Here is a 23,293-nt window from a genome sequence, read left to right as displayed (position 1 = left end):
TTCATTAATCTTTTTCAATATATATGGCCTCATGCCAGAATCAGGCCAAACGGCGTTGTAATAATTGGTACATGGCATCCAGGCTTTGCTGTTCTGCTATCGGGCTATAGCCGAGGTCGACGCCATTGGCTTTGGCACGTTCATCGGCCAGCGGGTTACTAAAGCCGTGCTTGGCATCTTCAAATACAATCACGTCATGTTCTACCTGGGCAGCGTGCATTTCTTCACGGAAGCTGGCCACATCATCCAGCGTTACCATGCTGTCCAGTTCACCATGCAGCACCAGAATTTCTGCCTGTACCTTGCCTTCCTGCGCCGGTTCTCTGGCCGCCAGAATGGCATGGAAAGTCGCAACGGCTTGCAGGTTGGCGCCTGAACGGGCCAAATCCAGCACCACTTTGCCGCCATAACAGAAGCCAATGGCTGCCAGTTTAGCCTGATTTACTTCCGGTTGGGCAGCTAAAGTGTCCAAAGCCGCAGACGCACGAGTCACAATTGTATTCGGGTCTTCAAAGGTCTGGCTCATCCATTCATTGGCCTGGGCAGCCGTGGTGGTATTTTTCTTGTCGCCATACATATCAATGGCCAGGGCGGCATAACCATGTTCTGCCAGTTCGCGGGTACGCTGTTCAATATATTCATTTCGGCCCCACCATTCCGGTGCCACAATCACACCCGCGACTGGTGCATCGGTTTCGGGTGCAGCAAAATAACCGACCAACTGGCTACCATCTGCCGCCGTATACTGAATTTCGCGAGTTTTGATTGCTAAAGTCATGCGTCCAATCCTTGTGTTTTTTGAAATAATTCGATTAAAACATAAAAATGAGACAGCGGTTTGAAAAACATTTCAATGGGCCTAAACAAATGTGAGAAAATATTTTTAAGTTATTTTTCAAAGAATAATCTGTCTGTATCTGCTGTCGGTCTAAACACAGGCATAAAAAAAGAAGGATTTGCATCCTTCTTTTTTGTGAGGGTCAGGATATAAGAAACTATACCTTGCCGCGGGACAGGAAGCCGACAATTGCCAGAATAACAGCAATAACCAGCAGAATGACCGCGAAATCTTTAGATAAACCAGCGACACCACCGAAACCGAGTAGACTGGCAATAAGTGCGATTACAGCGAAGATAATGGCCCAACGAAACATAATTTTTCTCCATGTGTTTTTATACTTCTTGATCAAGTATAGGGGCAAGTCGCTGATTTGATTGTTTTGCTTTTGTTTATTAAGTGTTCAACTATTTATTTAAGTCTATGATTCTATTGTATCTATGACATAGCACATGCTTTTGTAGAAGACTGTTATAATAGACCGGTTATTTTGTAGTGTTGTGCATCATGTCTGATCAGCTTCGTCCCCAATTCTGGAAAAATTATCCGTTAACAGCCTTAACCCAGGCAGAATGGGAAGCGCTGTGTGATGGCTGCGGCTTATGTTGCCTGGTTAAACTGGAAGATGAAGACAGTCATGAAGTCGCTTACACCAAAGTGGCCTGCAAGCTGCTGGATTGTACGACTGCCCGCTGTTCGGACTATCCGAACCGGCAGCAACAGGTGCCGGACTGTATTCAGCTGACGCCGGAAAAGCTGGACAGTATTCACTGGCTACCGCCAAGCTGTGCCTATCGCCGTTTAAAAGAAGGTAAAAACCTGCCGTCCTGGCATTATTTAAATACCGGTTCACGTCAGAGCGTGATTCGCGCCAAAAAATCGGCCGCTGGCCGCTGTATTTCTGAAACGGAAGTCAATGAAGAAGAAATAGAAGACTATATTGTGCGCTGGGTACGTTAAGTTTTTAGGCCGTCTGTATCTTTAAGAGCAAAATTGGCGATTTAAACCTGATAAAACAACTGCCTACATTTAGACTCAGTTTGCCGCAGCAAGCGCTAAAAAATCGGCTATTGAAATACTGCATTTTGCCATAACATAGTACACTCAGCCGCAGCTTTGTACAGAAAACCTTCTATGTCAGACAGCCATATTCCACTTCCTGAACGTTTGCGCCCGCGCGATCTGTCGCAGATTATCGGTCAAGATCATCTTCTGGGGGAGCAGGCCCCGTTACGTCAAATGATTGATCAGGGCCATTTGCCTTCGATTATTTTCTGGGGACCACCAGGCGTTGGAAAAACCACCATTGCCTTGTTGCTGGCGCAGGCGGTTGATCGTCCTTTTGTCAGTCTGTCTGCGCTCAATACCGGGGTTAAGGAATTACGTGAAGTGATTGCCGATGGCGGCGATTTACTAACGCCGGTGGTGTTTATTGACGAGATTCACCGCTTTAATAAATCCCAGCAGGATGCCTTATTAAATGCAGTCGAGAAGGGCAAAATTACCCTGATTGGTGCCACCACGGAAAACCCGTCTTTTGAGGTAAACAGTGCCTTGCTGTCGCGCTGCCAGGTCTATACCTTAAATGCACTGAGTGCCGAGGCCATCCAGCAGCTGCTGACCCAGGCGGTCCAGAATGATAGCTTCTTAAAAGAACGTTATATCCAGATTGAAGAGTTTGAAGCACTGGTGCAGTTTGCGGCGGGTGATGCACGTAAGGCGCTGAATTTACTCGAGCTGATTGCCGGCACCTTTGAGCCGGACACAGAAAACAGTATTAACAATGCCCTGGTCGTGAAAGTGGCGCAGCAGAATATTGCCCGTTACGACAAATCTGGCGAGCAGCATTATGATCTGGTCTCGGCCTTTATTAAGTCGATTCGCGGCAGTGACCCGGATGCGACTCTGTACTGGATGGCGCGCATGCTCAAGGGTGGAGAAGACCCGCTGTTTATTGCGCGGCGTATGCTAATTGCTGCCTCGGAAGATATTGGCAATTCCAATCCAAATGCCTTGTTGCTGGCCGGTGAATGTTTCCGCGCAGTGCAGGTGATTGGTATGCCGGAAGCGCGGATTATTCTGGGCCAATGTGCAGTCTATCTGGCCACCAGTGCCAAAAGTAACAGTACCTATCTGGCCATTAACAAGGCGCTGGACTTGGCGGAAAAAACCGCCAATTTGCCGGTACCGTTACATTTGCGTAATGCGCCGACCAAGCTGATGAAAGAGCAGGGCTACGGGGTGGATTATCTGTATCCGCACAATTATCCGGAGCATTTTGTATTGCAGGATTATTTGCCGCCAGAATTAAAAGGCACCAAGCTGTATGAATCGGCGCGCAATAAACGCGAAGTTGAAGCCGAGCGTTTACAGCAGCGGCGCTGGATGCAGCAGCAACAGTAGCAATAAAAAAAAGCCCAATTCAGAGGGATGAATTGGGCCAAACTGGATGTTAGATTGGGAGAGAACATCCGCGAGGATTAACGAAACTGATCGGCAGTCACTGTAAAATTTACCGTGTCTTGCCTATGTGCTTAAGCATAGGTCAAAACTAAAAATATGTAAAAACGATCATTTTTATAAGTTGAATTTGTTTTTTCGATTGAAAGTGAGAAAACTCAGCCAATAAAAAACCGGATCAGCTGATCCGGTTTTTTTATCGTTCATCTTGGAGATGATCAGATATTGTCGAGGTTGATGCCTAAACGTGCCGCAACTTCTTCATAGGCTTCAACCACGCCGCCTAAACCTTGACGGAAACGGTCTTTGTCGAGTTTTTTCTTGGTGTCTTTGTCCCATAGACGGCAGCCGTCTGGAGAGAATTCATCACCCAGCACGATACGGTCGTGGAACACACCAAATTCAAGTTTGAAATCGACCAGAATCATGTTGCCGGCATCAAACAGGGCTTTTAGTACATCGTTAACTTTGTAAGTCAGTTCTTTCATTTGTGCCAGCTGCTCAGCAGTCGCCCAACCCAGCGCAATTGCTTGAGATTCGTTGACCATTGGATCGCCTAAGGCATCATCTTTAAAGAACAGTTCAAATGTTGGCGGGGTCAGTTCCTTGCCTTCTTCGACACCGAGGCGACGGCACAGAGAACCAGCTGCATAGTTACGGATTACGCATTCAACCGGAATCATGCTCAGCTTTTTCACCAGCACTTCATTTGGGGTCAGCAGTTTTTCAAAATGCGTTTCGATACCGGCTTCAGCCAGTTTTTCCATAATAAAGGCGTTAAAACGGTTGTTCACCTTACCTTTACGATCTAGTTGTTCGATCTTTTCGCCATTGAACGCAGAGGCATCGTCACGAAAGACTAAAATCAGGTGGTCTTCACTATCTGTGGTATAAACAGATTTCGCTTTACCAGTATAGAGCAAGGTTTGTTTTAACATGAGGGAACCTTTTTCAGAAAAAAATGCCTAGTAATGTCTAGGCTGGCCAATTTTGGTAAATCTGGGCCAACAGGTCTGCAGCTTTTTCTTTGTCTGCAAAACTGTTGTCGGCGTTGAACACAGCCAGGTTGTTACTTGTACCGACAGAGGTGAGTCTTAAGACGTAGGTCTGTTGATCGACCGAGATGGTGACTTCGTAACGGTTTTTGCTCTGACCAATAATGCTATGGTTCAGGCTGCTGAGTGTGGCAAGCGTATACTGCCAAATTGTAGCAGAATTTCCATCTATTTTGAGCAGCGGATTTTGATTTCCATCTACAACCGGTTGTGGACGACCTGGCGCGGTGTTGTCCTGTACAGCAGCGGCCTGAGTTGGCTCTACGGCTGGAGGACGAGGAAGTGCGAAACGGTTGCCACGGCTGTTTTCCAGCTTCGGTGCATGTTCAATGGCTAGTGGGTCAACCGTTGGTGCAGGATACAATGGCGTTGCTGGTCGGGCCACAGCACCTTCAGGATATTGTAAGGGCGCAAGGGTGGTGGTGTCTTTATAATCCAGAGAGCCATTGCTGATGGCTAAAGAACTACAACCTGCCAAACTTACCACTGAAAGTGCAGCGATTAAACCAAAACGTAATTGCATAATATTGTGCTCTTATTAAATGACACCCGAAGCCTGTAAAGCTTCACGTAACGGTGCGCGATATTGTTCTGCAAGTGGCGTTAATGGCAGGCGGATGCCGGTACCAATTAAGCCCATTTCATGAAGTGCCCATTTCACCGGAATTGGGTTTGATTCACAAAATAGAATATTGTGTAAATTTGCAACTGTATTGTTACGTGCTTCAGCGCTGTCATTGTCGCCGGCAATGGCTGCGGCACAAACTTCGCTCATGACTTTTGGTGCCACATTGGCCGTAACCGAGATATTGCCTTTGGCACCAGCCAGCATTAACTGATAGGCAGTGGCATCATCACCTGAATAGACAGTCATGTCTTTACCCGCCAGACCGGCCAGTAATTCACGGCCACGTGGTACATCGCCAGTGGCATCTTTAATGCCCACAATTTGTGGAATGTCGGCCAGACGAATCACTGTTTCGTTGGACATGTCGACGCCAGTACGGCCCGGAACGTTATACAGGATTTGTGGCAGATCCACTGCTTCGGCAATAGTCTTATAATGCTGATATAACCCTTCCTGGGTTGGCTTGTTATAATATGGCGTGACGAGAAGTGCGGCATCGGCGCCGAGTTCTTTGGCTTCTCTGGTCAGTTCGATCGCTTCATGCGTTGAGTTTGCACCAGTACCAGCAATCACCGGGATACGTTTGTTGGCCACGCGAATGATTTCTTTAATCACACGTGTATGTTCAGCCATGCTTAATGTAGAGGCTTCACCTGTCGTGCCCACGGCCACAATACTGTTTGTGCCTTGTTCTATGTGCCACTCAACCAGCTTCTCGAGACCTTTCCAATCTACGCTGCCATCTTCTAACATTGGGGTGACGATTGCGACAATTGAGCCTTGAATGGTCTGTGCTTGCTGAGTCATTTTGAAAAAATATCCTATTTTTCCATCCACAAAAGTTCGTAGAAACAGAAAACGTGGATGGTTGCAGTATTTTGATTTGAGTCAGAATTCAATAAGTCATGATTGAATAATGCTTATGCAAATTATGACTGATTCAGTGTGTCAGAACAATATCCGTAAGTCAAAGCCAATATCAACTTTATCCGCTGCTCAAAACAGTCCGGTATAAGGCATAAGTTGGTGCTTTTACAGCAGTTCCGGTTCATCTTCGACTTTAGAATGAACTGGTGAGTAAGCACAGGCCTATAGAAGCTGTCCGGACAGCAATTTTGCCTGGAAAAAGCAGTAAAAAGCTGTGAAAACCAGGTAAAAGGGTCGGAATTAAGATAAAAAAACACTTAAACTAGACCTGAAAATTATTTGAACAGGCTTTTTTTAATGCCATTTCCTGCTTAAAACTTTACTGAATGATTTTTTTCAGATCTAAATGAAAATAATAATTTTGACTGTTTGTTTATTTGTAATCGTTGATATTTATATGGATTTTAATGTTTTTTTAAATTGATATGCCTCAATTAAGTCTTTCTAAAACTATATGTTTGCGTGTCTTAAAATAAGAAATGTCTATTAATTTTTTGCCAGACCAGCGCTTTATTCCACTTATTGATAGTTAATTCAAAGGACATCCTCATAGATGATGGCGGCCTTAACCTTTTATAAACACTGATTGAAACAAGGATTCTCCAATGGAAAGATCAGATAATCGACATGCGATTGTGACAGTAGCCATCTGTTTCTTGATTGCGGTCATTGAAGGCTTGGATATCCAGGCAGCAGGTATTGCCGCAGCTGGTATCCGTGAGCATTTTGGCCTCGATAGCTCGCAATTGGGGGTGTTTTTTAGTGCAGGGATTCTGGGCTTATTGCCTGGTGCACTGGTTGGTGGACGCGTGGCAGACCGTATTGGCCGTAAACAGGTGCTAATCTGGTCGACTGCCGTGTTTGCGGTCTTTACTTTATGTACCGTATGGGTCAACAGCTTTAACTCATTGCTGGCGGTACGTTTCCTGGCCGGTGCCGGTCTGGGTGCAGCCATGCCAATTCTGATTACGCTGGCCTCTGAAGCGGTATCACCACAAAACCGTGGCCGTGCCGTAGGTCTGATGTACTGTGGTATGCCAGTCGGTGCTGCGATTTTATCGTTAATTGCCAGTACCGATTTCGGTTCTAACTGGAAAAACATTTTCTACCTAGGCGGTTTATTACCTATTATCGTCATTCCAGTGATGATGTGGTTATTGCCAGAATCAAAGGAATATTTAAAAGCCAGAGATCAGGCTGCGAATACGACAGCAGAAGCTACGCCACAAGGTTCGTTTAAAGATCTGTTTAACTCGAACAACCTGCTACGTACCATGTTCATCTGGGTCAGCTATTTCTTCACCCTGATGGTGGTGTACATCATGCTGAGCTGGTTACCGTCGCTGTTCCAGGAACTGGGCTTCTCGCGTAAAGAAGGCGCAACTGCACAGTTCTACTTTATGGTCAGCGCGACGATTGGTACCGTTATTTTGGGTATGCTGACCGATCGCTGGAAAAAAGCCTATGTCATTCTGTTGATGTACGGCGGTATTCTGGCCGGTCTGCTGGCACTGAACGCTGCAGGCTCATTAACCCAAATGTATCTGGCCTCTGCGCTGGTGGGTGCATTCGTCATTGGTTGTCAGGGCGTACTGTATGCCTTCGGAGGTATCGTGTATCCAACTGAAGTGCGTGGTACCGGTATTGGTGTGGCATCTGCCGTGGGCCGTGTCGGTGCGATGCTCGGGCCTGCGATTGCCGGTTCACTGTTAACGGCTGGCTTTGGTGCAGCAGGGGTGATCTCTGCCGCGATTCCATGTATCGTGATCTCTGCCATCTTTATGTTACTGCTGGTGCGTCGTATTCAAAACTAAACACGCATTGTAACGACCCCTTCAGACAGCCCGCATATGCGGGCTGTTTTGTTTTCACCGTACAGTCCAATGATTCCGCTGCAACAAAACCATCCATTTGGTATATGCTAGGACGCTGACAATAAGCGAAACATGGATAGGTGTTATGCAAGCGCAGACGGCATTGATCGTAGTAGATGTACAAAATGGATTTACACCGGGCGGTAATTTGGCCGTCGCTGATGCCGATCAGATTATTCCGATCATTAACCAGCTGGGGCAGGTCTTCGACAATATTGTCCTGACCCAGGACTGGCATCCGCAGAATCATATTTCTTTTGCCAACAATCATCCGGGCAAACAGCCGTATGAAGTGGTGATGCTGGAATATGGCGAGCAGGTGCTGTGGCCGGCACATTGCGTCCAGGGCACAGCCGATGCCGAACTGCATCCGGCACTGGACTTGCCGCAGGCGCAGCTGATTATCCGTAAAGGTTTTCATGCACAAATTGACAGCTATTCGGCCTTTATGGAAGCGGATCAGAAAACCACCACCGGCCTGGCCGGCTATTTAAAAGCGCGTGGCATCGACACGGTGTTTATTACCGGCATTGCCACCGATTTTTGCGTGGCTTGGACTGCCATAGATGCCTGCAAGCTGGGCTTTAATACCTTTGTCATTGCCGATGCCAGCAAAGGCATAGACCTGAAAGGTTCATTGCAACATGCCTGGCAGGAGATGCTGGCGCATGGGGTGAAACGGGTCTATAGCAAAGATGTGCTGAGCCTGTTACAGCCTGCTGCACAGCCAAGCCTGGCCTGATTGGCCCGAATCATTCATTCAGAATGTGCCGAGGTCTATGGTGTTAGGTTTTAGCCAGTTTGTACAGAAAACTTTTGCCCTGTGGGTGCTGCTGTTTGCAGTGATTGCCATGTATCAGCCAGAGGCTTTTGTCTGGTTAAAAGCCTATATCACCTGGATGCTTGGTATCATCATGTTTGGTATGGGCATGACCATGTCGCTGCAGGATTTTAAAGGCGTGCTGCAAAGCCCGAAAGCGGTCGCGATTGGCGTGGCTGCGCAGTTTATGGTGATGCCGCTGTTGGCCTATCTGTTATGTGCCTTGTTCCGGTTACCGGCTGAAATTGCCATTGGGGTGATTCTGGTTGGCTGCTGTCCGGGTGGTACGGCTTCCAATGTAATTACCTATATGGCCAAAGGCAATACCGCCTTATCGGTGGCCTGTACTTCGGTGTCGACCTTGCTGGCGCCGCTGCTGACCCCAGCAATTTTCTTTGTGCTGGCCAGCCAGTGGATTAAAATTGATGCCTGGTCCATGCTGAGCTCGATTTTACAGGTGGTACTGTTCCCGATTGTACTGGGCCTGCTGCTGCGCGCGCTGTTTAAAACCCAGGTGGAGCGTTCCATTACCCTGATGCCGCTGGTTTCGGTGGTGGCGATTGTTGCCATTGTCGCGGCAATTATTGCCGGCAGCCGGGCACAGATTCTGGAAAGCGGCTTGCTGATTTTAGCGGTGGTGATGCTGCACAATGGCCTGGGCTATTTACTTGGTTTCTGGGCAGCGCGTTTATTTAAATTGCCCTATGCCGACAGTAAAGCGGTGTCGATTGAAGTCGGAATGCAGAATTCTGGCTTGGGCGTGGCCTTGGCGGCGGTGCATTTTGCCGCGTCTCCGGTGACCGCCGTGCCGAGCGCCATCTTCAGTTTATGGCACAATATTTCTGGACCGGCACTGGCCACCTATTGGGCCAGCCGGCAGCGCCAATAAAGGACAGCTGTCATCCGGCTGTCATCAAGGCAAGGATGCCTTAGTATATTGAATATGCTGTCTTTTTACTTAGATAAAAAAACAAAAAAATGATAAAAAACAGATTTTTATTTTGAACAAATTTGGGCTAATTTTCATCATTTGGTCATTTTTGTAACACAACTGTCATATTCAATTTCTAAGATGCCCTCACAGAGGCGGCACAAACAGACTGTTGTAAGACAGCATAGAGTGAGATATGAGCGATTTTCAGCATTCATCCATGACCTATTTCAATCGGGAACTGGCATTATTCGAGTTCCATCAACGGGTATTGGCCCAAGCGCTGGATGAGCGTCTGCCGCTGCTGGAACGCTTAAACTTTCTGATTATTTTTTCCCGAAATCTGGATGAGTTTTTTGAAATCCGCGTGGCGGGTTTAATGAAACAGCTGGATTTAAATGCTCTGACCCGCACCCCGGATGCAATTCCGACCGAACTGGTGCTGGCACAGTTATCTGAAGAAATTCATGCGGCGGTCGAGCTGCAATATCGCACCTTAAATCAGGACATTCTGCCGCAGTTGCAGCAGGCCGGGATTCGTTTTATTCAATATCCGCAAATTCAGGACAAGCATAAACCCTGGATTGCCCAGTATTTTGCCAAACAGGTCCAGCCGGTACTGACCCCAATCAGTCTGGACCCATCACATCCGTTTCCGCGACTGGTCAATAAAAGCCTGAACTTTATTGTCAGTCTGGAAGGTAAGGATGCCTTTGGCCGTGAAATTGAAATGGCGATTGTGCCAGCCCCACGTTCCTTGCCGCGCTTAATTGCCTTGCCGCCTGAAGTGGCCGGGGAAGGGGAGGAACAGATTTTCCTGACGGCAATTATCCAGCAGCATATCAATGACCTGTTCCCGGGCATGAAAGCCACCGGCTGCTATGCTTTTCGTGTGACCCGAAATGCCGACCTGATTCTGTCGGAAGATGTCGATGATCTGGCGGTGGCCTTAAAAGATGAGCTGTCATCACGCCGTTTCGGCCGTGCGGTGCGTCTGGAAATTGAAGATGACTGCCCGCAGAGTATTATTGACTACTTGCTAGATGAGTTTGATCTGGATCAGCAGCAGCTGTATCAGACCAGTGGCCCGATTAACCTGTCGCGTCTCACCACCAGTTTTGACCGTCCGGAACTGAAATATCCGATTTTTAGTCCGGTGATTCCGCCGGTATTTCGCAAGCAGAAACCAATTTTTGAGGTGCTGAAAAAGCAGGATGTATTGCTGCATCATCCGTTTGATTCTTTTCAGCCGGTGATCAGCCTGCTCAAAGAAGCGGCCAAAGATCCGCATGTGCTGGCAATTAAACAGACCCTGTATCGCAGTGGTCCGGACTCGGAAATTGTGCAGGTACTGGCTGAAGCGGCGCGTAATGGCAAGGAAGTCACTGCGGTCATTGAACTGCGTGCCCGCTTCGACGAAGAATCCAATATCATGGTTGCCAACGTGCTGCAGGAAGCCGGTGCGGTAGTGGTGTATGGCATTGTCGGCTATAAAACCCATGCCAAAATGATTCTGGTGGTACGCCGCGAGCAGGACCAGCTGGTGCGTTATGTGCACTTGGGCACCGGTAACTACCATGCCGGCAATGCGCGCATGTACACCGACTACGGCCTGATGACCACCCAGCCGGATATCTGTGAAGATGTGCACCGCATGTTCCAGGAACTGACCGGCATGGGCAAAATGGCCAAACTGAAAAACCTGCTGCATGCGCCGTTCACCCTGCACACTGAACTGCTGAAACTGATTGAACAGGAAATTGAATTTGCCCAGGCCGGCAAAGCCGCGCAGATCATGATTAAAGTCAATGCCCTGACCGAGCCACAACTGATTGCGGCGCTATACCGTGCCTCGCAGGCCGGGGTGCGGGTTGATCTGATTATCCGTTCGATTTGCTGCCTGATTCCCCAAGTGCCGGGCATGTCAGACAATATCCGGGTGCGTTCGATTGTCGGTCGTTTCCTGGAACATACCCGCGTCTATTATTTTGAACATGGCGGCGAGAAAAAACTGTTCTGTGCCAGCGCTGACTGGATGGGACGTAACCTGTTCTCACGGGTTGAAACCTGTTTCCCGATTCTGGACAGCAAGATCAAGAAATGTATTGTCGAAGATGGTTTACGCAGCTATTTAAATGACAACCAGAATGCCTGGGAATTGCAGTCCGATGGCCACTGGCAGAAAGTGCAGCCGGAACCGGAACAGCCCCTGCACAGTGCACAGGCCTATTTACTGCAAAAAAAGCTCCTCAAACTCTAAGCCTCTATCAAAAAATCCTGACACGGGTCAGGATTTTGATCAGACGACAGCGGCTGCTGCGTCTTAAGACGCTTTAGAGTGCTTGCCACGTAAAATTTCAGTTCTTAACTGCTGGGCCAGTTCGGCCGCTTCACTGTCCATGCCATTGACCATATAGGCATGCCGGGTCAGCACATTGGTCGGGTTTGGCATACTGACCAGTTCATAATGATCGGACAGGGTTTTCAGTAATTCATGCGGTAAATGCACCGCATTTTCCTTAGCTGACAGCTGGCTGACCAAGCGTTCTGCCGCCTGCACCGAAGACAGCTGCATGGCATCGACCGGGCTGGACAGTGCACTGCGGGTTTGCAGCACAAAGCGTTTTTCTTCACGGTAGCGTTTATACAGCACTTCAGACAGCAGCTGGAACACGGTGCCAATCATCGCCAGACACGGTGCCGCATTCGGTTTATCGGCCGACATGCTTAAGGTGGCGCCATCTTCATGGAATGGTTGTACCGTGGTGATATCCTGCTGGCTAAGTTTATAGTGCTGCACACACAGCTCGATGCTCTTGTTCAGGAAAATCTGGCATAGATTAAAATACGGCACCGAAACGGTTTTGTTGACCGTATCCATCAACTGTTTCGGATCATAGAACTGGATGTTTAACGAAATTGTATGCTGATCAACCGGGGCCGGTTTGTTTTCTTTCAGTTTTGGTGCGGCTTTGGCCTGTTGCTGCGCCTGTGCAATCGCCAATGCGGTATTGTGTTTTTCCTGCTCCAGTGCCTGGGTCAGATTCTGGATTTCGTGTTTCAGACGCGATTCATTGTTGATACGCGCCAGATATTCTGAACGGCTTGGACGGGCAATCGCACGATAGGCCAGCCACAGCAGGGCATGAATAAACAGCGAACTGAGAATCGCCATCCACTGGGTACGCAGAATTTCGCCAATACTTGGTTTGACCAGGGTCACTTCAATGGTGCCGACTTTCTTTTCGTTTTGCAGCGCATCGCGTACAAAGACTTCACCCTGACGGGTTTTGGCCAGGCCACCGGTGGCCAGCACCTGATTGTTGGTATTCAGAATGCGAATTGAGGCAATACTCGGGTTGGTGGCATAACGATCGGCCAGAAGCGCCAGTGAAACGGTATTGGCCGGTTCCAGCTCGGACAGGCTGTCTGTGACCAGCTGGCTGGTGATCAGCTGGCCTTGACTGGCCCGATTTTCATTGAGCTGGTGAGTCGTTGCCAGTACCAGTAAAAAGGTATGCAAGGCAAAACTTATGGTCAGTAGGCTAGCAAATAGCCCTTGTCTAGGCGCATTCAACGTAAACTTCCAAAGTAATTCTACTTAATTTCGATTATGATTCTAACAATAGTTGTAGCTCAGACCCGAGTCAATTCATGCGAGAAATCATTCTTATATCATTTTTAGGACCTGACCAACCGAATCAGTTTACTCGATTAATGCAGGTTCTGTCCGCTCATTCCTTACAAATCTTAGATGTCGGTCAGGCGGTCATTCATAACCAGTTGACTTTAGGTATTGTCGTCTCATCAGATGACCAGACGGCTACCGCATTAGCCATGAAAGAGATCCTGATTTTAGCACATGATATTGGCTTAACTGTGCGCTTTAAACCGATCTCTGCAACAGAGTATGAACAATGGGTCAATGAAGGTGGCCGTACTCGTTACATCGTGACGGCTTTGGCGCCAGAACTCAATGCCTCTCATCTGCAGGCAGTAACACAAATTGTATCCAGCCAGGGTTTCAATATTGAGACCGTGACCCGTCTGTCTGGCCGTCCGGCAGCAGATGGTTCCAGCCAGGGGCCAAAACGTGCCTGTGTGCAGTTTGGTTTAAGCGGTCAGATGCTCGATGCCGCAGCCATGCGTGCCGCCTGTTTAAGCCTGTCCAACGCGCTAAGCGTCGATGTCGCGGTACAGGAAGACAATGCTTATCGCCGTAACCGTCGTTTGGTCTGCTTTGACATGGACTCAACCTTAATTGAGCAGGAAGTGATTGACGAACTGGCGATTGAAGCCGGTGTCGGTGCACAAGTGGCTGAAATTACCGAGCGTGCCATGCAGGGCGAGCTGGATTTCCAGCAAAGTTTCCGTGCCCGTGTGGCCTTGCTAAAAGGTCTGGATGCGTCGGTTCTGCCAAAAATCGCCGAGCGTTTAACCGTGACTGAAGGCGCCGAGCGTCTGATTTCGACCTTAAAAGCCCTGGGCTATCGCACTGCGATTCTATCGGGCGGATTCCAGTACTTTGCCGAATATCTGCAGGACAAGCTGGGGATTGATGAAGTACATGCCAATATTCTGGATGTCGAGCATGGCGTGGTAACCGGGGAAGTGAAAGGCCATATTGTGGATGGTGCGCGTAAAGCCCTGTTGCTGCGTGAACTGGCCGAGAAAATGGGTATTTCTCTGGAGCAGGCCATTGCGGTAGGTGATGGTGCCAATGACCTGCCAATGCTATCCATTGCCGGTCTGGGGGTTGCTTTCCGTGCCAAACCGCTGGTACGTGAAAATGCCAATCAGGCGATTTCCAGCGTTGGCTTGGATGGTGTTTTGTATCTATTAGGTGTCCATGATAAAGACCTGAACCGGGCTTAAGCACATCACAGGTTGAATCAAGCGCAGCATAAGGGCTGCGCTTTTTTTATGCAAAATCAGTGAACAAGGGCAAATGTTCATTTTTTGACTGAATCGAAATCTGCTTTAAAAACATCGAAAAAAATATTTTTCAGGGCAGTTTTGCAGGTTGTTTTTTTGTAATGACACGCGAAAGAAGGAGTAGCCTTATCTTCAGAAATCTTTAAAATTAAAAAAGTGTAATGACAATATAATATTGCGACAATGTGTGTCGCGTGGTCAAAATTTAAGTCTTTTTTTATCCAGAAAACTACTCATAATGCTTCCATAGATTTGAAATTGGCCTTGCCATTCATTTACAAGTATTGAAGATGGCATGGGGACTCGACAAGATCCACATCCATTTTTGGACGGAGGTTTTTATGTTAACAGCGAATTTAGCAACTATAGTCGGCTTGAGCTTGGTAGCGGCTGCTTTGATTGCTGTTTTCTTTTCGCCTTATCGTCGTTGGTTAAGCTTCATGTTGGCCGGTATGGCATTTTGGGGCATTTTAGAAACGGTCCGTTTTAGCGTACAAATTGTTTTTGAACTGCCTGTGACCTACAGCTATCTGTCTGCATTAACCCTGGCGATGATTGTTGTGACATTGCTTCTGCTACGCGAAGACCGTCGTGCAGAGCGTGCATTGGCCAAAAGACGTTATATCGAACATACCCCAGTGTATGAAGATGACCAGCAGCAGTATTCCAGCCGTTAAGTCTATACAGATAAAACGTCCAAAAAATGTACAGTCATGTACATTTTTTTTTACTTTCGATAATGATTGTTATACAAAGCCTTGCTGAAAAATCAGCTGTTTATGGTAGGATGAAAAGCAATCTAACCCAACAATTACAATAGGCCCGGACGTCATGAAACTTTCCTCAATTCCTGTCGTGAAACTCCCTCTGGTTGATGTCAGCACGGATCCGCTTGATTTACTCGTGACAGGTTTGGCTTTGCGTATGAAGCAGCTTGCCCGTACCAGCCCTAAATTTATTGAGTTGGTTCATGAGCGTCAGTTCCGCATCCAAATTGGTACCGATACCGGTTTTGCCCGTCAGATTATTGTCAATAATGGCGACATTGATACCGTGTCGGGTGATGCTGAAAAAGCCGATTTTATTTTGCAGTTTGCCGATAGCGAGCAGGGCGTGAAAACCCTAATGAAAGGCGATCCGACTGCCTTTATGACCGGCATGCAAAATGGCACCATTAAAATGGAAGGTGATTTTGGTCTGCTGGTCTGGTTTAACCAGGTGGCGAAACTGGTGCCACCAAAGCTGCCAAAACCGGTCAAAGAAAAAATTAAAATGGCGCGTCAGTTTATTAAACAGAAAACCGGCAAATCAATCTGATTGCTGCGTCGAAACGCCCAAGAAAAAGGTCTTCCAGTGGAAGACCTTTTTTTATGCACCCGGTAGAGACTTATTCAATTTCCAGCTGAAAGGTCACCGGCCCGTCATTGACCAGATGCACTTTCATATCGGCGGCAAAAATACCGGTTTCTACCTGTGCAAACTGGCTTTTGGCATAGTCCACCAGCTGATCATACAGTTCTTTGGCTTGCGCGGGGGGCATCGCCGGGCCAAAGTCAGGGCGTAAACCTTTCTGGGTCTGGGCCATCAGGGTAAACTGCGATACCAGTAAAATACCGCCGCCGGCCTGGCTGACATTCCAGCCCATCTTGCCCTGTTCATCATCAAAAAAGCGATATTTCAGGATTTTATCAATCAGCTTTTTGCCTTTGTCCAGATTATCGTCTTTGCCCAAACCTAAAAAAACCAGAATACCGTGCTGGATCTGGCCGGTGACTTCTCCCTCTACCACCACTTTGGCTTCAAGAACCCGTTGTAATAATGCGCGCATACGAATGAACTGTCTGACTGTGTTGATGGGGAGAGATTGTAGCAAATTGCGATCCAAAACAGAGAACGTCGGCTTTTTGTTGATTTAATCTCTTAAAACCAATATGGGATTGATGTTTTATCTAATAAAACGATTCTGGTTATAAAAATATTCCGTTTTCACAATTTTGTCATGATTGCTATTTTTTGCCTGCAGGAAAGGGAAAGCATAAACAAGAGGTGATGGAATGGTGAAACATTCATTATGGGTTGCGATGCTGGCAACCATGACATTGAGCACACAAGCAGCAGTACTCACCAAAGACAATGGCGCAGCCGTAGGCGATAACCAGAACTCGATCACTGCCGGTGAAAACGGTGCCGTGTTACTGCAAGATGTACAACTGGTGCAGAAACTGCAGCGTTTTGGGCGGGAGCGTATTCCTGAGCGGGTGGTACATGCCCGTGGCACGGGCGCTTATGGCGAATTTGTGGCGACCAAAGATTTATCTGACCTAACCGTGGCCTCACTGTTTAAAGCCGGTACCAAAACACCGGTGTTCCTGCGTTTTTCTACGGTCATTCATCCCAAAGGTTCGCCGGAAACCCTGCGTGACCCGCATGGTTTTGGTCTGAAATTTTATACAGAGCAAGGCAACTGGGATTTGGTCGGCAACAATCTGCCGGTGTTCTTTATTCGTGATGCGATGAAGTTTCCAGATTTCATTCATGCCATGAAGCCAAGTCCGGTGACCAATGTGCAGGACCCGAACCGGATTTTTGACTTTTTACAAAGCCAGCCGTGGTCGGTAAATATGCTGACTTATGTCTATTCCAACCTAGGAACACCGCTGAGTTACCGGCATTTAGATGGTTTTGGGGTACATGCCTTCAAGCTGTATAACGCCAAAGGCGAATATAAATATGTGAAGTTTAACTTCCGTACCCAGCAGGGCGTAAAGGGCATGAATCTGGAGCAGACCCGTGACATGCAGGGCAAGGACTTTAACCACCTGACCAATGATCTGTATAACAATATTTATGCCGGCAACTATCCGAAATGGGATTTATATATTCAGGTCCTCGATCCGAAAGATCTGAACAATTTTGACTTTAACCCGCTGGATGCCACCAAAATCTGGCCAAACGAGTTAATTCCGGAAACCAAAGTCGGCACATTAACTTTAAACCGGATGCCGAAAAACTTCTTTAATGAAACCGAACAGTCGGCCTTTGCACCGGGCAACCTGATTCCGGGAATTGAGCCCTCCGAAGACCGTTTGCTGCAAGGCCGTATTTTCTCCTATTCAGATACACAGCTGTACCGTTTAGGGGTCAATCATCAGCAGATTCCGGTCAATCGTCCACGGGTGCAGGTCAATAACAACAGTCAGGAAGGCTTTATGAACATCTCAGAACGGGATTCTGAGGTGAATTATGAACCAAGCCTGAAACAGCCAAAACCGGCCGCAGCAGTGGCACGTGCGGTGGCTACGCCACTTGCAGGTACAGTGCTGCAACAGGCCATTCAGAAACAGCAGCCGTTTAAACAGGCCGGTGATTTATACCGTTCTTATTCTACTGTAGAGAAAAAAGACCTGATCCGTAACCTGGCGGTAGATTTGGGCGCGGTAAAAGATGCTGAAACCAAGCACATCATGCTGTCTTATTTCTACAAGGCCGATGCCGATTACGGCACCCGCCTCACCGCGGCGGTCAAAGGCAATCTGGCCACAGTCAAAGCCAAGGCGGCCAAGTTGCAGGATTAAACTTTTTTCTAGCGCTGTTATAGAAGGAGCTGCACAGCGTTAGACCGTACTGGTGACGGGTGCGCTCGACGTCACCTCTTGAAAGTCCTGTAAAACTCGCATCCCTTTCCTGCACCCTGGGGGAGTTTTACAGGCACCTCTTTATTTTGCCGATTCAGACAGGAGCAGCAAGATGCGTATTTTCACCATGCTCTGTGCTGGACTGTTCAGCCTGGGATTAGGCACAGCACCGGCCTGGGCACAAGCGGATTCATTCTCTGCCACAAGCCAAACCGTAGCACCATCTGCCGCACAAGAGCTGATTGATCTGTTTTTTGCGGCCGCCCGCAGTGGCCAGCATGACGTGATTCAGGAATTTTTACAGCACGGTTTTCCGGTCGATGTCCGTAATCCGGCCGGTTTTACGCCATTAATGATGGCGACGTATTATGGTCATCAGCCGATTGTCAGCACCTTATTGACCTATGGCGCCGACCGCTGTGCACGTGATCAGAAAGGTCATACCGCGCTAATGGCAGCCATTGTAAAAGCCGAGTGGGGCATTGCCCGGCAGTTACGTCAGGTCGATTGTGATGCTCACGCGGCCCAGACCGGCCAGCTGACTGCCGAAGAATTTGCCCGGGTATTTGGTCAACAGCAGCAATTTCAGAAGCTGAGTGAGGACTAGCCGAGCGCCAGGTTCTTACCCAATGGTCGATACAAAAGGTTAAATATCGCTGTAAAAATTATGCTTTAATGCAAGGAGTACAGCAAAAACGAACTCTTATGGCACCAATCATCCACTCTTTGCTTGATACCGACTTGTACAAATTTACCATGCTACAGGTGGTCTTACATAAATTCCCGCAAACCCACAGTGTCTATCATTTCCGCTGCCGTAATCTGGAAGATACGGTCTATCCACTGGCGGATATTCTGGATGATTTAAATGCACAGCTGGATCATTTGTGCCGCCTGAAATTTAGCGAAGATGAACTGCAATATTTGCGCAGTTTACGGTTTATCAAAAGCGACTTTGTCGATTATCTGGAACTGTTCCAGCTCAAGCGCCGTTTTATCCGTGCCGGCATCGACAGTGAAGGGCGTCTGGATATTGTGGTAGAAGGCCCGATGGTTCAGGCCATGATGTTCGAGATTTTTGTGCTGGCCATTGTCAATGAGCTGTATTTCAGCCGTATTCGCAGTGACGAGGTGCTGGCCAAAGGTGAACGCCGTCTACAGGCCAAAGTGGCCTTGGTGCAGCAATATGCCGCCGAGCAGAATCCGGAAGATCCGCCATTTCTGGTTTCGGATTTTGGTACACGCCGCCGTTACAGCTTTGCCTGGCAAAAGCATGTGGTGCAGCAGATTAATGCCGCCGCGCCGGGTGTATTCCGCGGCACCAGCAATGTGCTGCTGGCCAAACAGCTTGGCATTACTCCCATTGGCACCATGGCGCATGAATTTTTACAGGCCTTTCAGGCGCTGGATGTGCGTTTACGCGACTTCCAGAAAGCGGCACTGGAAACCTGGGTACAGGAATATCGGGGTGACTTGGGGATTGCCCTGACCGATGTGGTCGGGATGGATGCCTTTCTGCGTGATTTTGACCTGTATTTTGCCAAACTGTTTGATGGCCTGCGCCATGACAGTGGCGATCCGTATAGCTGGGGCGACAAAGCCTATGCCCATTATAAAAAGCTGAAAATTGACAGTAAAACCAAGATGCTGACCTTTAGTGATGGCCTGACCCTGGAAAAAGCCTGGGCGCTACACAACTACTTTAAAGACCGCTTTCAGGTCAGTTTCGGGATTGGCACCAACCTAACCAATGATATGGGACAAACTCCGCTGAATATTGTGTTAAAGCTGGTGGAATGTAACCGTCAGTCGGTGGCCAAAATTTCCGACAGTCCGGGCAAAACCATGACCGACAACGACACCTTCCTCGCTTATTTGCGTCAGGTGTTTGATATTCAGGAATAAGCAAAAATACAGGCCAGGTCCAGTGCAAAGGCTGGACCTCGTCCTCTCCCTGCTGGCGGGTTGACCTCTATCCATGTTTCTGCGCAAGGAATGCAGAAATTCAGGATAATCCTAAAAATGACTTGTGCTAACATCAGGGACAAGGATAGTGATAAAACATACAACCACGATGAATGATGCCGCGATCAATTTCGGTCTGTTGATTGAAGCCGAAGACCTGGTGCCCTATTTAGGCAGTGAAAAATTACGTATTGTCGATTTAAGCCGCAACTCGGTCTATGAACAGCTGCATATTCCACATGCGCTACATGTAAAGCCAAAACTATTGCTGCGTCAGGAAGAGTATGCTTCGGGTTTATTGCCGGAGCAGGACGGCCTGGAAGAACTGATCCGCTATTTAAATATTTCCCCTGAGCATCATGTGGTGGCCTATGACGATGAAGGCGGAGCCTGGGCCGGGCGTTTGCTGTGGAATTTACATTGTTTAGGTTTTGAAAACACTAGCCTGCTCAATGGCGGGATTCATGCCTGGCTGGCGGCCGGTCTGCCGACCTCGTCGGAGCTGCCGAGCTTTGCGCCGGTTGAGCATTTGGTGCCGGTACAGCTGAATGATCAGTATCAAATTCAATATGATGCGTTATTAGAGCAGGTACAAAGTGCTGAACTGCAACTCTGGGATTGCCGCACTGCAGAAGAATATAGCGGACAGCGACTGGCGGCGCGACGCGGCGGTCACATGCCGGGCGCCCGACATTTCGAGTGGAGTACTGCCCTTGACCGCGAAAATCATTTAAAATTGCATCCGCTAGAACGCACGCAGCAACGTCTGGAACAACTTGGCTTTGATTTAAGCCAACCGGTGGTGGTGTACTGCCAGTCTCATCATCGTTCCGGTCTGGCCTATATTCTGGGCCGTTTACTGGGTTGGCCAATCCGGGCGTATGCAGGTGCGTGGAGTGAATGGGGCAATCGCCTCGACAGTCCTATCATTACCGGAGAGTTGCCGTCTTGAGCCTCACATCTCGTTTAAAAAAACAATTATTTATTCAGGCCCAGCGCGTGGTACCCCAGCACCAGTTGTCTCGTGTGGTGGGTAAAATTGCTGCCAGTGAACACCCGATGGTGAAAAACGCAGTAATTCAGGCATTTAAAATGCAGTACGGAATTGATATGTCGATTGCCGAGCAAGGCAATGCCCTGAAATTCAAATCCTTTAATGAATTCTTTACCCGTGCCTTAAAAGATGGGGTGCGTGTGGTCGATGCCGATCCGAACAGCATTGTTTCTCCGGCTGATGGCGCGATTTCCCAGCTGGGTAAAATTGAAGATGGTGCAATTTTTCAGGCCAAAGGCCAGAACTTTACGGTTGAAAACCTGATTGCCGATCCACAGCTGGCCGAGCCGTTTAAAAATGGCCAGTTTGCCACTGTGTATTTATCACCGCGGGATTATCACCGGGTGCATATGCCATTTGCCGGTACCTTAACCGAAACCCTGTATGTGCCGGGCGAGCTGTTTTCAGTGAACCAGACCACGGCAGAACATATTCCGGGACTGTTTGCCCGTAATGAACGCATGGTCTGCCTGTTTAATACCGAGATGGGCCGGATGGCGGTGGTGCTGGTGGGTGCCATGATTGTGGCCGGTATTGAAACGGTTGCCACCGGCAAGGTCAAACCATCGGGCCGTTTGGAGCTGAACCAGCATGACCTGTTCCTGGAAAAAGGCGCCGAATTAGGCCGTTTCTATCTCGGTTCTACCGCAGTGATTTTATTTGAACAGGATAAAATGCAGTGGGATGCGCAGTATCAGGCCAATTCTCTGGTGGAAATGGGCAAAGCCATGGGTCATCGCCTCTAAGCTGTTTGTATTGAAATGAAAAATGCCCGGATTAATCCGGGCATTTTTATGGGTATTCGGTTTAAAGGCTATACAGCCGTTCTTTGGGAAAGACAGCCTTAAAGGTCGAGCCGCTATTTTCTTTGGACTCCACTTCTAAATGGGCATTGTGCTGCATTAGCACATGCTTGACGATGGCCAGCCCTAAACCGGTACCGCCGGTCTGACGGCTACGCGCGCTATCTACCCGATAAAAACGTTCGGTTAGACGCGGCAGGTGTTTCGGATCAATGCCGATGCCGGTGTCCTGCACGCTAAAATAGCCATGCTCGCCATCATCATGCCAGCCAATGGTAATGGTGCCGCCTTTCGGGGTGTATTTGATGGCGTTGGTAATTAAATTGCTAAAGGCACTGGCCAGTTCCATATCGGAGCCAATCAGGTCGCAATGACTGTCGATATCCAGATTCAGGGTATGGCCATAATCAATATTGTAGGCATGCGCATCATCAAACAGCTGGTTCATCAGACTTGGCATGTCAATAATCTGGTTTTTGGCAATAGTTTTTTCATTTTCCAGACGCGACAGCAGCAGCAGGTCATTGACCAGCGCATTCATACGCCGGGTTTGTGACTGCATCTGTTCAAAGGCACGTTTCCAGCGCGGATTCATGTCTTCCTGGTCGGTAAAGGTTTCAATATAGCCGCTCAGCACGGTCAGCGGGGTGCGTAATTCGTGCGAGATATTGTCGACAAAGTCTTTGCGCATCTGTTCCAGATTGTGCATCCGGGTCATGTCATGTGCCACCAGCAGGCGGCTTTCGCCACCAAAGCGGGTCATTTTGACCTGCACATAGTGTTCATCCAGCACGGTCGATTTGATTTTCAAGCCATCTGGTGCCTGATCAATATGATGAAAATATTCAATAAATGCCGGTTGGCGCAAAATGGTTAAAATATTGCGACCACGATCCAGTGGCTGAATGCCGAGCAGGCGCTCTGCTGCCGGGTTCCACCATTCGATCTGATGGTTATCATCAATCAGCACTACCGCTTCGGCCAGGGCCACTAGTGACGACTGAGCGCGGTCAATCAGCCCGACCATTTCGGCCTGGACAATACGTTCCTGACGCTGCGAGCGGTAGACATTAAATAATAAAGCCCCCCAAATGCCATGCAAATTGGGGGGAACATCATAGGGACGGTTGGCAATCCAGTCATTGACCAGATAGAGGGAGCGCATTTGGGTGGCGAAAAACGCCAGAAAGCCAATAAAAATACAGATCCAGAACTGTTCGATCCCGAGACCAATAAAACCTGCAATTACTAAAAAAAAGATCAGTAAACGGAGATCTTGTTTGGCAAAAGTCCACAAACTGCTGTAACGGACATTCTTGTGGTCACGGGCCAGTTCGGGGACAGGGTATGGTTCATACATAAAAAGCG

At 48.3% G+C, this 23,293-nt stretch carries 22 protein-coding genes; 14 read left to right on the top strand and 8 right to left on the bottom strand.

All coding sequences use genetic code 11. The features are described 5' to 3' along the window. Nucleotides 1–40: 40 nt before the first annotated feature. Both FTU54_RS06060 and FTU54_RS06055 read right to left on the bottom strand, forming a co-directional pair. Nucleotides 41–778, bottom strand: coding sequence for a dienelactone hydrolase family protein (locus FTU54_RS06060; protein WP_005180941.1), 738 nt, complete (start codon nucleotides 776–778; stop codon nucleotides 41–43). A gap of 217 nt (nucleotides 779–995) precedes the next feature. Then, nucleotides 996–1,154: a DUF1328 domain-containing protein gene (locus FTU54_RS06055; RefSeq protein WP_005006601.1), complete on the bottom strand. Its 159-nt coding sequence runs from the start codon at nucleotides 1,152–1,154 to the stop codon at nucleotides 996–998. A gap of 191 nt (nucleotides 1,155–1,345) precedes the next feature. Here FTU54_RS06055 and FTU54_RS06050 point away from each other — a divergent pair, with 191 nt between their 5' ends. After that, entirely contained in the window at nucleotides 1,346–1,798 is a 453-nt protein-coding gene (locus tag FTU54_RS06050) for a YcgN family cysteine cluster protein (RefSeq protein WP_016658695.1), read from the top strand. A 174-nt stretch (nucleotides 1,799–1,972) separates the two neighbouring features. Continuing rightward, nucleotides 1,973–3,241, top strand: coding sequence for a replication-associated recombination protein A (locus FTU54_RS06045; protein ID WP_016658696.1), 1,269 nt, complete (start codon nucleotides 1,973–1,975; stop codon nucleotides 3,239–3,241). A 275-nt stretch (nucleotides 3,242–3,516) separates the two neighbouring features. Here FTU54_RS06045 and purC read toward each other — a convergent pair whose 3' ends face one another. From purC to dapA, 3 genes are read right to left on the bottom strand one after another with little or no spacing between them, the layout of a single operon-like run. Next, entirely contained in the window at nucleotides 3,517–4,236 is a 720-nt protein-coding gene (gene purC / locus FTU54_RS06040; protein ID WP_005180935.1) for a phosphoribosylaminoimidazolesuccinocarboxamide synthase, read from the bottom strand. Between the two features lie 37 nt (nucleotides 4,237–4,273). Beyond that, complete coding sequence (locus FTU54_RS06035) at nucleotides 4,274–4,876, bottom strand: hypothetical protein (RefSeq protein ID WP_005180933.1); 603 nt, start codon at nucleotides 4,874–4,876, stop codon at nucleotides 4,274–4,276. 15 nt (nucleotides 4,877–4,891) lie between these two features. After that, nucleotides 4,892–5,788, bottom strand: a complete 897-nt coding sequence (dapA, locus tag FTU54_RS06030) for a 4-hydroxy-tetrahydrodipicolinate synthase (RefSeq protein WP_005180931.1) — start codon at nucleotides 5,786–5,788, stop codon at nucleotides 4,892–4,894. A 725-nt stretch (nucleotides 5,789–6,513) separates the two neighbouring features. Between dapA and mhpT the strand changes: the two genes are divergently transcribed. The 4 genes from mhpT (at nucleotide 6,514) to ppk1 (ending at nucleotide 11,793) form a co-directional block, all read left to right on the top strand. Continuing rightward, nucleotides 6,514–7,722: a 3-(3-hydroxy-phenyl)propionate transporter MhpT gene (gene mhpT / locus FTU54_RS06025; protein WP_168417063.1), complete on the top strand. Its 1,209-nt coding sequence runs from the start codon at nucleotides 6,514–6,516 to the stop codon at nucleotides 7,720–7,722. A 145-nt stretch (nucleotides 7,723–7,867) separates the two neighbouring features. Continuing rightward, nucleotides 7,868–8,524 carry a bifunctional nicotinamidase/pyrazinamidase gene (gene pncA / locus FTU54_RS06020; protein WP_168400047.1) on the top strand — a complete coding sequence of 219 codons (657 nt, stop codon included), beginning with the start codon at nucleotides 7,868–7,870 and terminating at the stop codon, nucleotides 8,522–8,524. A 37-nt stretch (nucleotides 8,525–8,561) separates the two neighbouring features. Next, nucleotides 8,562–9,491 carry a bile acid:sodium symporter family protein gene (locus FTU54_RS06015; protein WP_075175033.1) on the top strand — a complete coding sequence of 310 codons (930 nt, stop codon included), beginning with the start codon at nucleotides 8,562–8,564 and terminating at the stop codon, nucleotides 9,489–9,491. Nucleotides 9,492–9,729: 238 nt separating this feature from the next. Further along, a complete protein-coding gene (gene ppk1, locus FTU54_RS06010) occupies nucleotides 9,730–11,793 on the top strand; it encodes a polyphosphate kinase 1 (protein ID WP_168397399.1) in 2,064 nt (687 codons plus the stop codon). A 63-nt stretch (nucleotides 11,794–11,856) separates the two neighbouring features. Here ppk1 and FTU54_RS06005 read toward each other — a convergent pair whose 3' ends face one another. Continuing rightward, nucleotides 11,857–13,110, bottom strand: coding sequence for a hypothetical protein (locus tag FTU54_RS06005; RefSeq protein WP_005180919.1), 1,254 nt, complete (start codon nucleotides 13,108–13,110; stop codon nucleotides 11,857–11,859). Nucleotides 13,111–13,187: 77 nt separating this feature from the next. On the opposite strand from FTU54_RS06005, the gene serB reads away from it, so the two are divergent. The 3 genes from serB (at nucleotide 13,188) to FTU54_RS05990 (ending at nucleotide 15,785) form a co-directional block, all read left to right on the top strand. Beyond that, nucleotides 13,188–14,408, top strand: a complete 1,221-nt coding sequence (gene serB, locus FTU54_RS06000) for a phosphoserine phosphatase SerB (protein ID WP_005180917.1) — start codon at nucleotides 13,188–13,190, stop codon at nucleotides 14,406–14,408. A 401-nt stretch (nucleotides 14,409–14,809) separates the two neighbouring features. Further along, nucleotides 14,810–15,145 (top strand): ciprofloxacin tolerance protein AciT, encoded by a 336-nt coding sequence (aciT, locus tag FTU54_RS05995; protein ID WP_180074557.1) that lies wholly within the window; start codon nucleotides 14,810–14,812, stop codon nucleotides 15,143–15,145. Nucleotides 15,146–15,299: 154 nt separating this feature from the next. After that, nucleotides 15,300–15,785: a hypothetical protein gene (locus FTU54_RS05990; RefSeq protein WP_016658700.1), complete on the top strand. Its 486-nt coding sequence runs from the start codon at nucleotides 15,300–15,302 to the stop codon at nucleotides 15,783–15,785. 70 nt (nucleotides 15,786–15,855) lie between these two features. Here the strand turns inward: FTU54_RS05990 and dtd are convergent, their stop codons facing one another. Beyond that, the gene (dtd, locus tag FTU54_RS05985; RefSeq protein WP_035363358.1) at nucleotides 15,856–16,296 is read right to left on the bottom strand and encodes a D-aminoacyl-tRNA deacylase; all 441 of its coding nucleotides are present in this window, start codon (nucleotides 16,294–16,296) and stop codon (nucleotides 15,856–15,858) included. A gap of 226 nt (nucleotides 16,297–16,522) precedes the next feature. On the opposite strand from dtd, the gene FTU54_RS05980 reads away from it, so the two are divergent. The 5 genes from FTU54_RS05980 to asd all read left to right on the top strand — a co-directional run bounded on the left by FTU54_RS05980 (nucleotide 16,523) and on the right by asd (nucleotide 21,868). Continuing rightward, nucleotides 16,523–18,043: a catalase gene (locus tag FTU54_RS05980; protein WP_180074556.1), complete on the top strand. Its 1,521-nt coding sequence runs from the start codon at nucleotides 16,523–16,525 to the stop codon at nucleotides 18,041–18,043. A 172-nt stretch (nucleotides 18,044–18,215) separates the two neighbouring features. Next, a complete protein-coding gene (locus tag FTU54_RS05975) occupies nucleotides 18,216–18,710 on the top strand; it encodes an ankyrin repeat domain-containing protein (protein ID WP_168416886.1) in 495 nt (164 codons plus the stop codon). A gap of 98 nt (nucleotides 18,711–18,808) precedes the next feature. After that, nucleotides 18,809–20,008 (top strand): nicotinate phosphoribosyltransferase, encoded by a 1,200-nt coding sequence (pncB, locus tag FTU54_RS05970; RefSeq protein WP_180074555.1) that lies wholly within the window; start codon nucleotides 18,809–18,811, stop codon nucleotides 20,006–20,008. A 169-nt stretch (nucleotides 20,009–20,177) separates the two neighbouring features. Continuing rightward, the gene (locus tag FTU54_RS05965; RefSeq protein ID WP_180074560.1) at nucleotides 20,178–21,020 is read left to right on the top strand and encodes a sulfurtransferase; all 843 of its coding nucleotides are present in this window, start codon (nucleotides 20,178–20,180) and stop codon (nucleotides 21,018–21,020) included. After that, nucleotides 21,017–21,868 (top strand): archaetidylserine decarboxylase, encoded by an 852-nt coding sequence (asd, locus tag FTU54_RS05960; protein ID WP_168400044.1) that lies wholly within the window; start codon nucleotides 21,017–21,019, stop codon nucleotides 21,866–21,868. The genes FTU54_RS05965 and asd overlap by 4 nt, the downstream gene beginning before the upstream one ends. A gap of 61 nt (nucleotides 21,869–21,929) precedes the next feature. Here asd and phoR read toward each other — a convergent pair whose 3' ends face one another. After that, nucleotides 21,930–23,285 carry a phosphate regulon sensor histidine kinase PhoR gene (gene phoR / locus FTU54_RS05955; protein ID WP_016658705.1) on the bottom strand — a complete coding sequence of 452 codons (1,356 nt, stop codon included), beginning with the start codon at nucleotides 23,283–23,285 and terminating at the stop codon, nucleotides 21,930–21,932. Nucleotides 23,286–23,293: the final 8 nt, after the last annotated feature.

The sequence above is a fragment of the Acinetobacter sp. YH12116 genome, from assembly GCF_013418895.1.
Classification (GTDB): domain Bacteria; phylum Pseudomonadota; class Gammaproteobacteria; order Pseudomonadales; family Moraxellaceae; genus Acinetobacter; species Acinetobacter indicus.
The sequence above is the reverse complement of the archived record's forward strand: the minus strand, read 5'-3'. Positions and strand labels throughout refer to the sequence as shown.

Excerpts from the sequence above, each read along its gene's own strand:
- serB (WP_005180917.1), top strand. The coding sequence starts at position 13,188 with ATGCGAGAAATCATTCTTATATCATTTTTAGGACCTGACCAACCGAAT.
- purC (WP_005180935.1), bottom strand. The coding sequence starts at position 4,236 with ATGTTAAAACAAACCTTGCTCTATACTGGTAAAGCGAAATCTGTTTAT.
- FTU54_RS05975 (WP_168416886.1), top strand. The coding sequence starts at position 18,216 with ATGCGTATTTTCACCATGCTCTGTGCTGGACTGTTCAGCCTGGGATTA.
- FTU54_RS06035 (WP_005180933.1), bottom strand. The coding sequence starts at position 4,876 with ATGCAATTACGTTTTGGTTTAATCGCTGCACTTTCAGTGGTAAGTTTG.
- FTU54_RS06060 (WP_005180941.1), bottom strand. The coding sequence starts at position 778 with ATGACTTTAGCAATCAAAACTCGCGAAATTCAGTATACGGCGGCAGAT.
- phoR (WP_016658705.1), bottom strand. The coding sequence starts at position 23,285 with ATGTATGAACCATACCCTGTCCCCGAACTGGCCCGTGACCACAAGAAT.
- FTU54_RS05990 (WP_016658700.1), top strand. The coding sequence starts at position 15,300 with ATGAAACTTTCCTCAATTCCTGTCGTGAAACTCCCTCTGGTTGATGTC.
- ppk1 (WP_168397399.1), top strand. The coding sequence starts at position 9,730 with ATGAGCGATTTTCAGCATTCATCCATGACCTATTTCAATCGGGAACTG.
- pncA (WP_168400047.1), top strand. The coding sequence starts at position 7,868 with ATGCAAGCGCAGACGGCATTGATCGTAGTAGATGTACAAAATGGATTT.
- FTU54_RS06045 (WP_016658696.1), top strand. The coding sequence starts at position 1,973 with ATGTCAGACAGCCATATTCCACTTCCTGAACGTTTGCGCCCGCGCGAT.
- dapA (WP_005180931.1), bottom strand. The coding sequence starts at position 5,788 with ATGACTCAGCAAGCACAGACCATTCAAGGCTCAATTGTCGCAATCGTC.
- dtd (WP_035363358.1), bottom strand. The coding sequence starts at position 16,296 with ATGCGCGCATTATTACAACGGGTTCTTGAAGCCAAAGTGGTGGTAGAG.
- mhpT (WP_168417063.1), top strand. The coding sequence starts at position 6,514 with ATGGAAAGATCAGATAATCGACATGCGATTGTGACAGTAGCCATCTGT.
- FTU54_RS05980 (WP_180074556.1), top strand. The coding sequence starts at position 16,523 with ATGGTGAAACATTCATTATGGGTTGCGATGCTGGCAACCATGACATTG.
- FTU54_RS06015 (WP_075175033.1), top strand. The coding sequence starts at position 8,562 with ATGGTGTTAGGTTTTAGCCAGTTTGTACAGAAAACTTTTGCCCTGTGG.
- aciT (WP_180074557.1), top strand. The coding sequence starts at position 14,810 with ATGTTAACAGCGAATTTAGCAACTATAGTCGGCTTGAGCTTGGTAGCG.
- FTU54_RS06050 (WP_016658695.1), top strand. The coding sequence starts at position 1,346 with ATGTCTGATCAGCTTCGTCCCCAATTCTGGAAAAATTATCCGTTAACA.
- pncB (WP_180074555.1), top strand. The coding sequence starts at position 18,809 with ATGGCACCAATCATCCACTCTTTGCTTGATACCGACTTGTACAAATTT.
- FTU54_RS05965 (WP_180074560.1), top strand. The coding sequence starts at position 20,178 with ATGAATGATGCCGCGATCAATTTCGGTCTGTTGATTGAAGCCGAAGAC.
- FTU54_RS06055 (WP_005006601.1), bottom strand. The coding sequence starts at position 1,154 with ATGTTTCGTTGGGCCATTATCTTCGCTGTAATCGCACTTATTGCCAGT.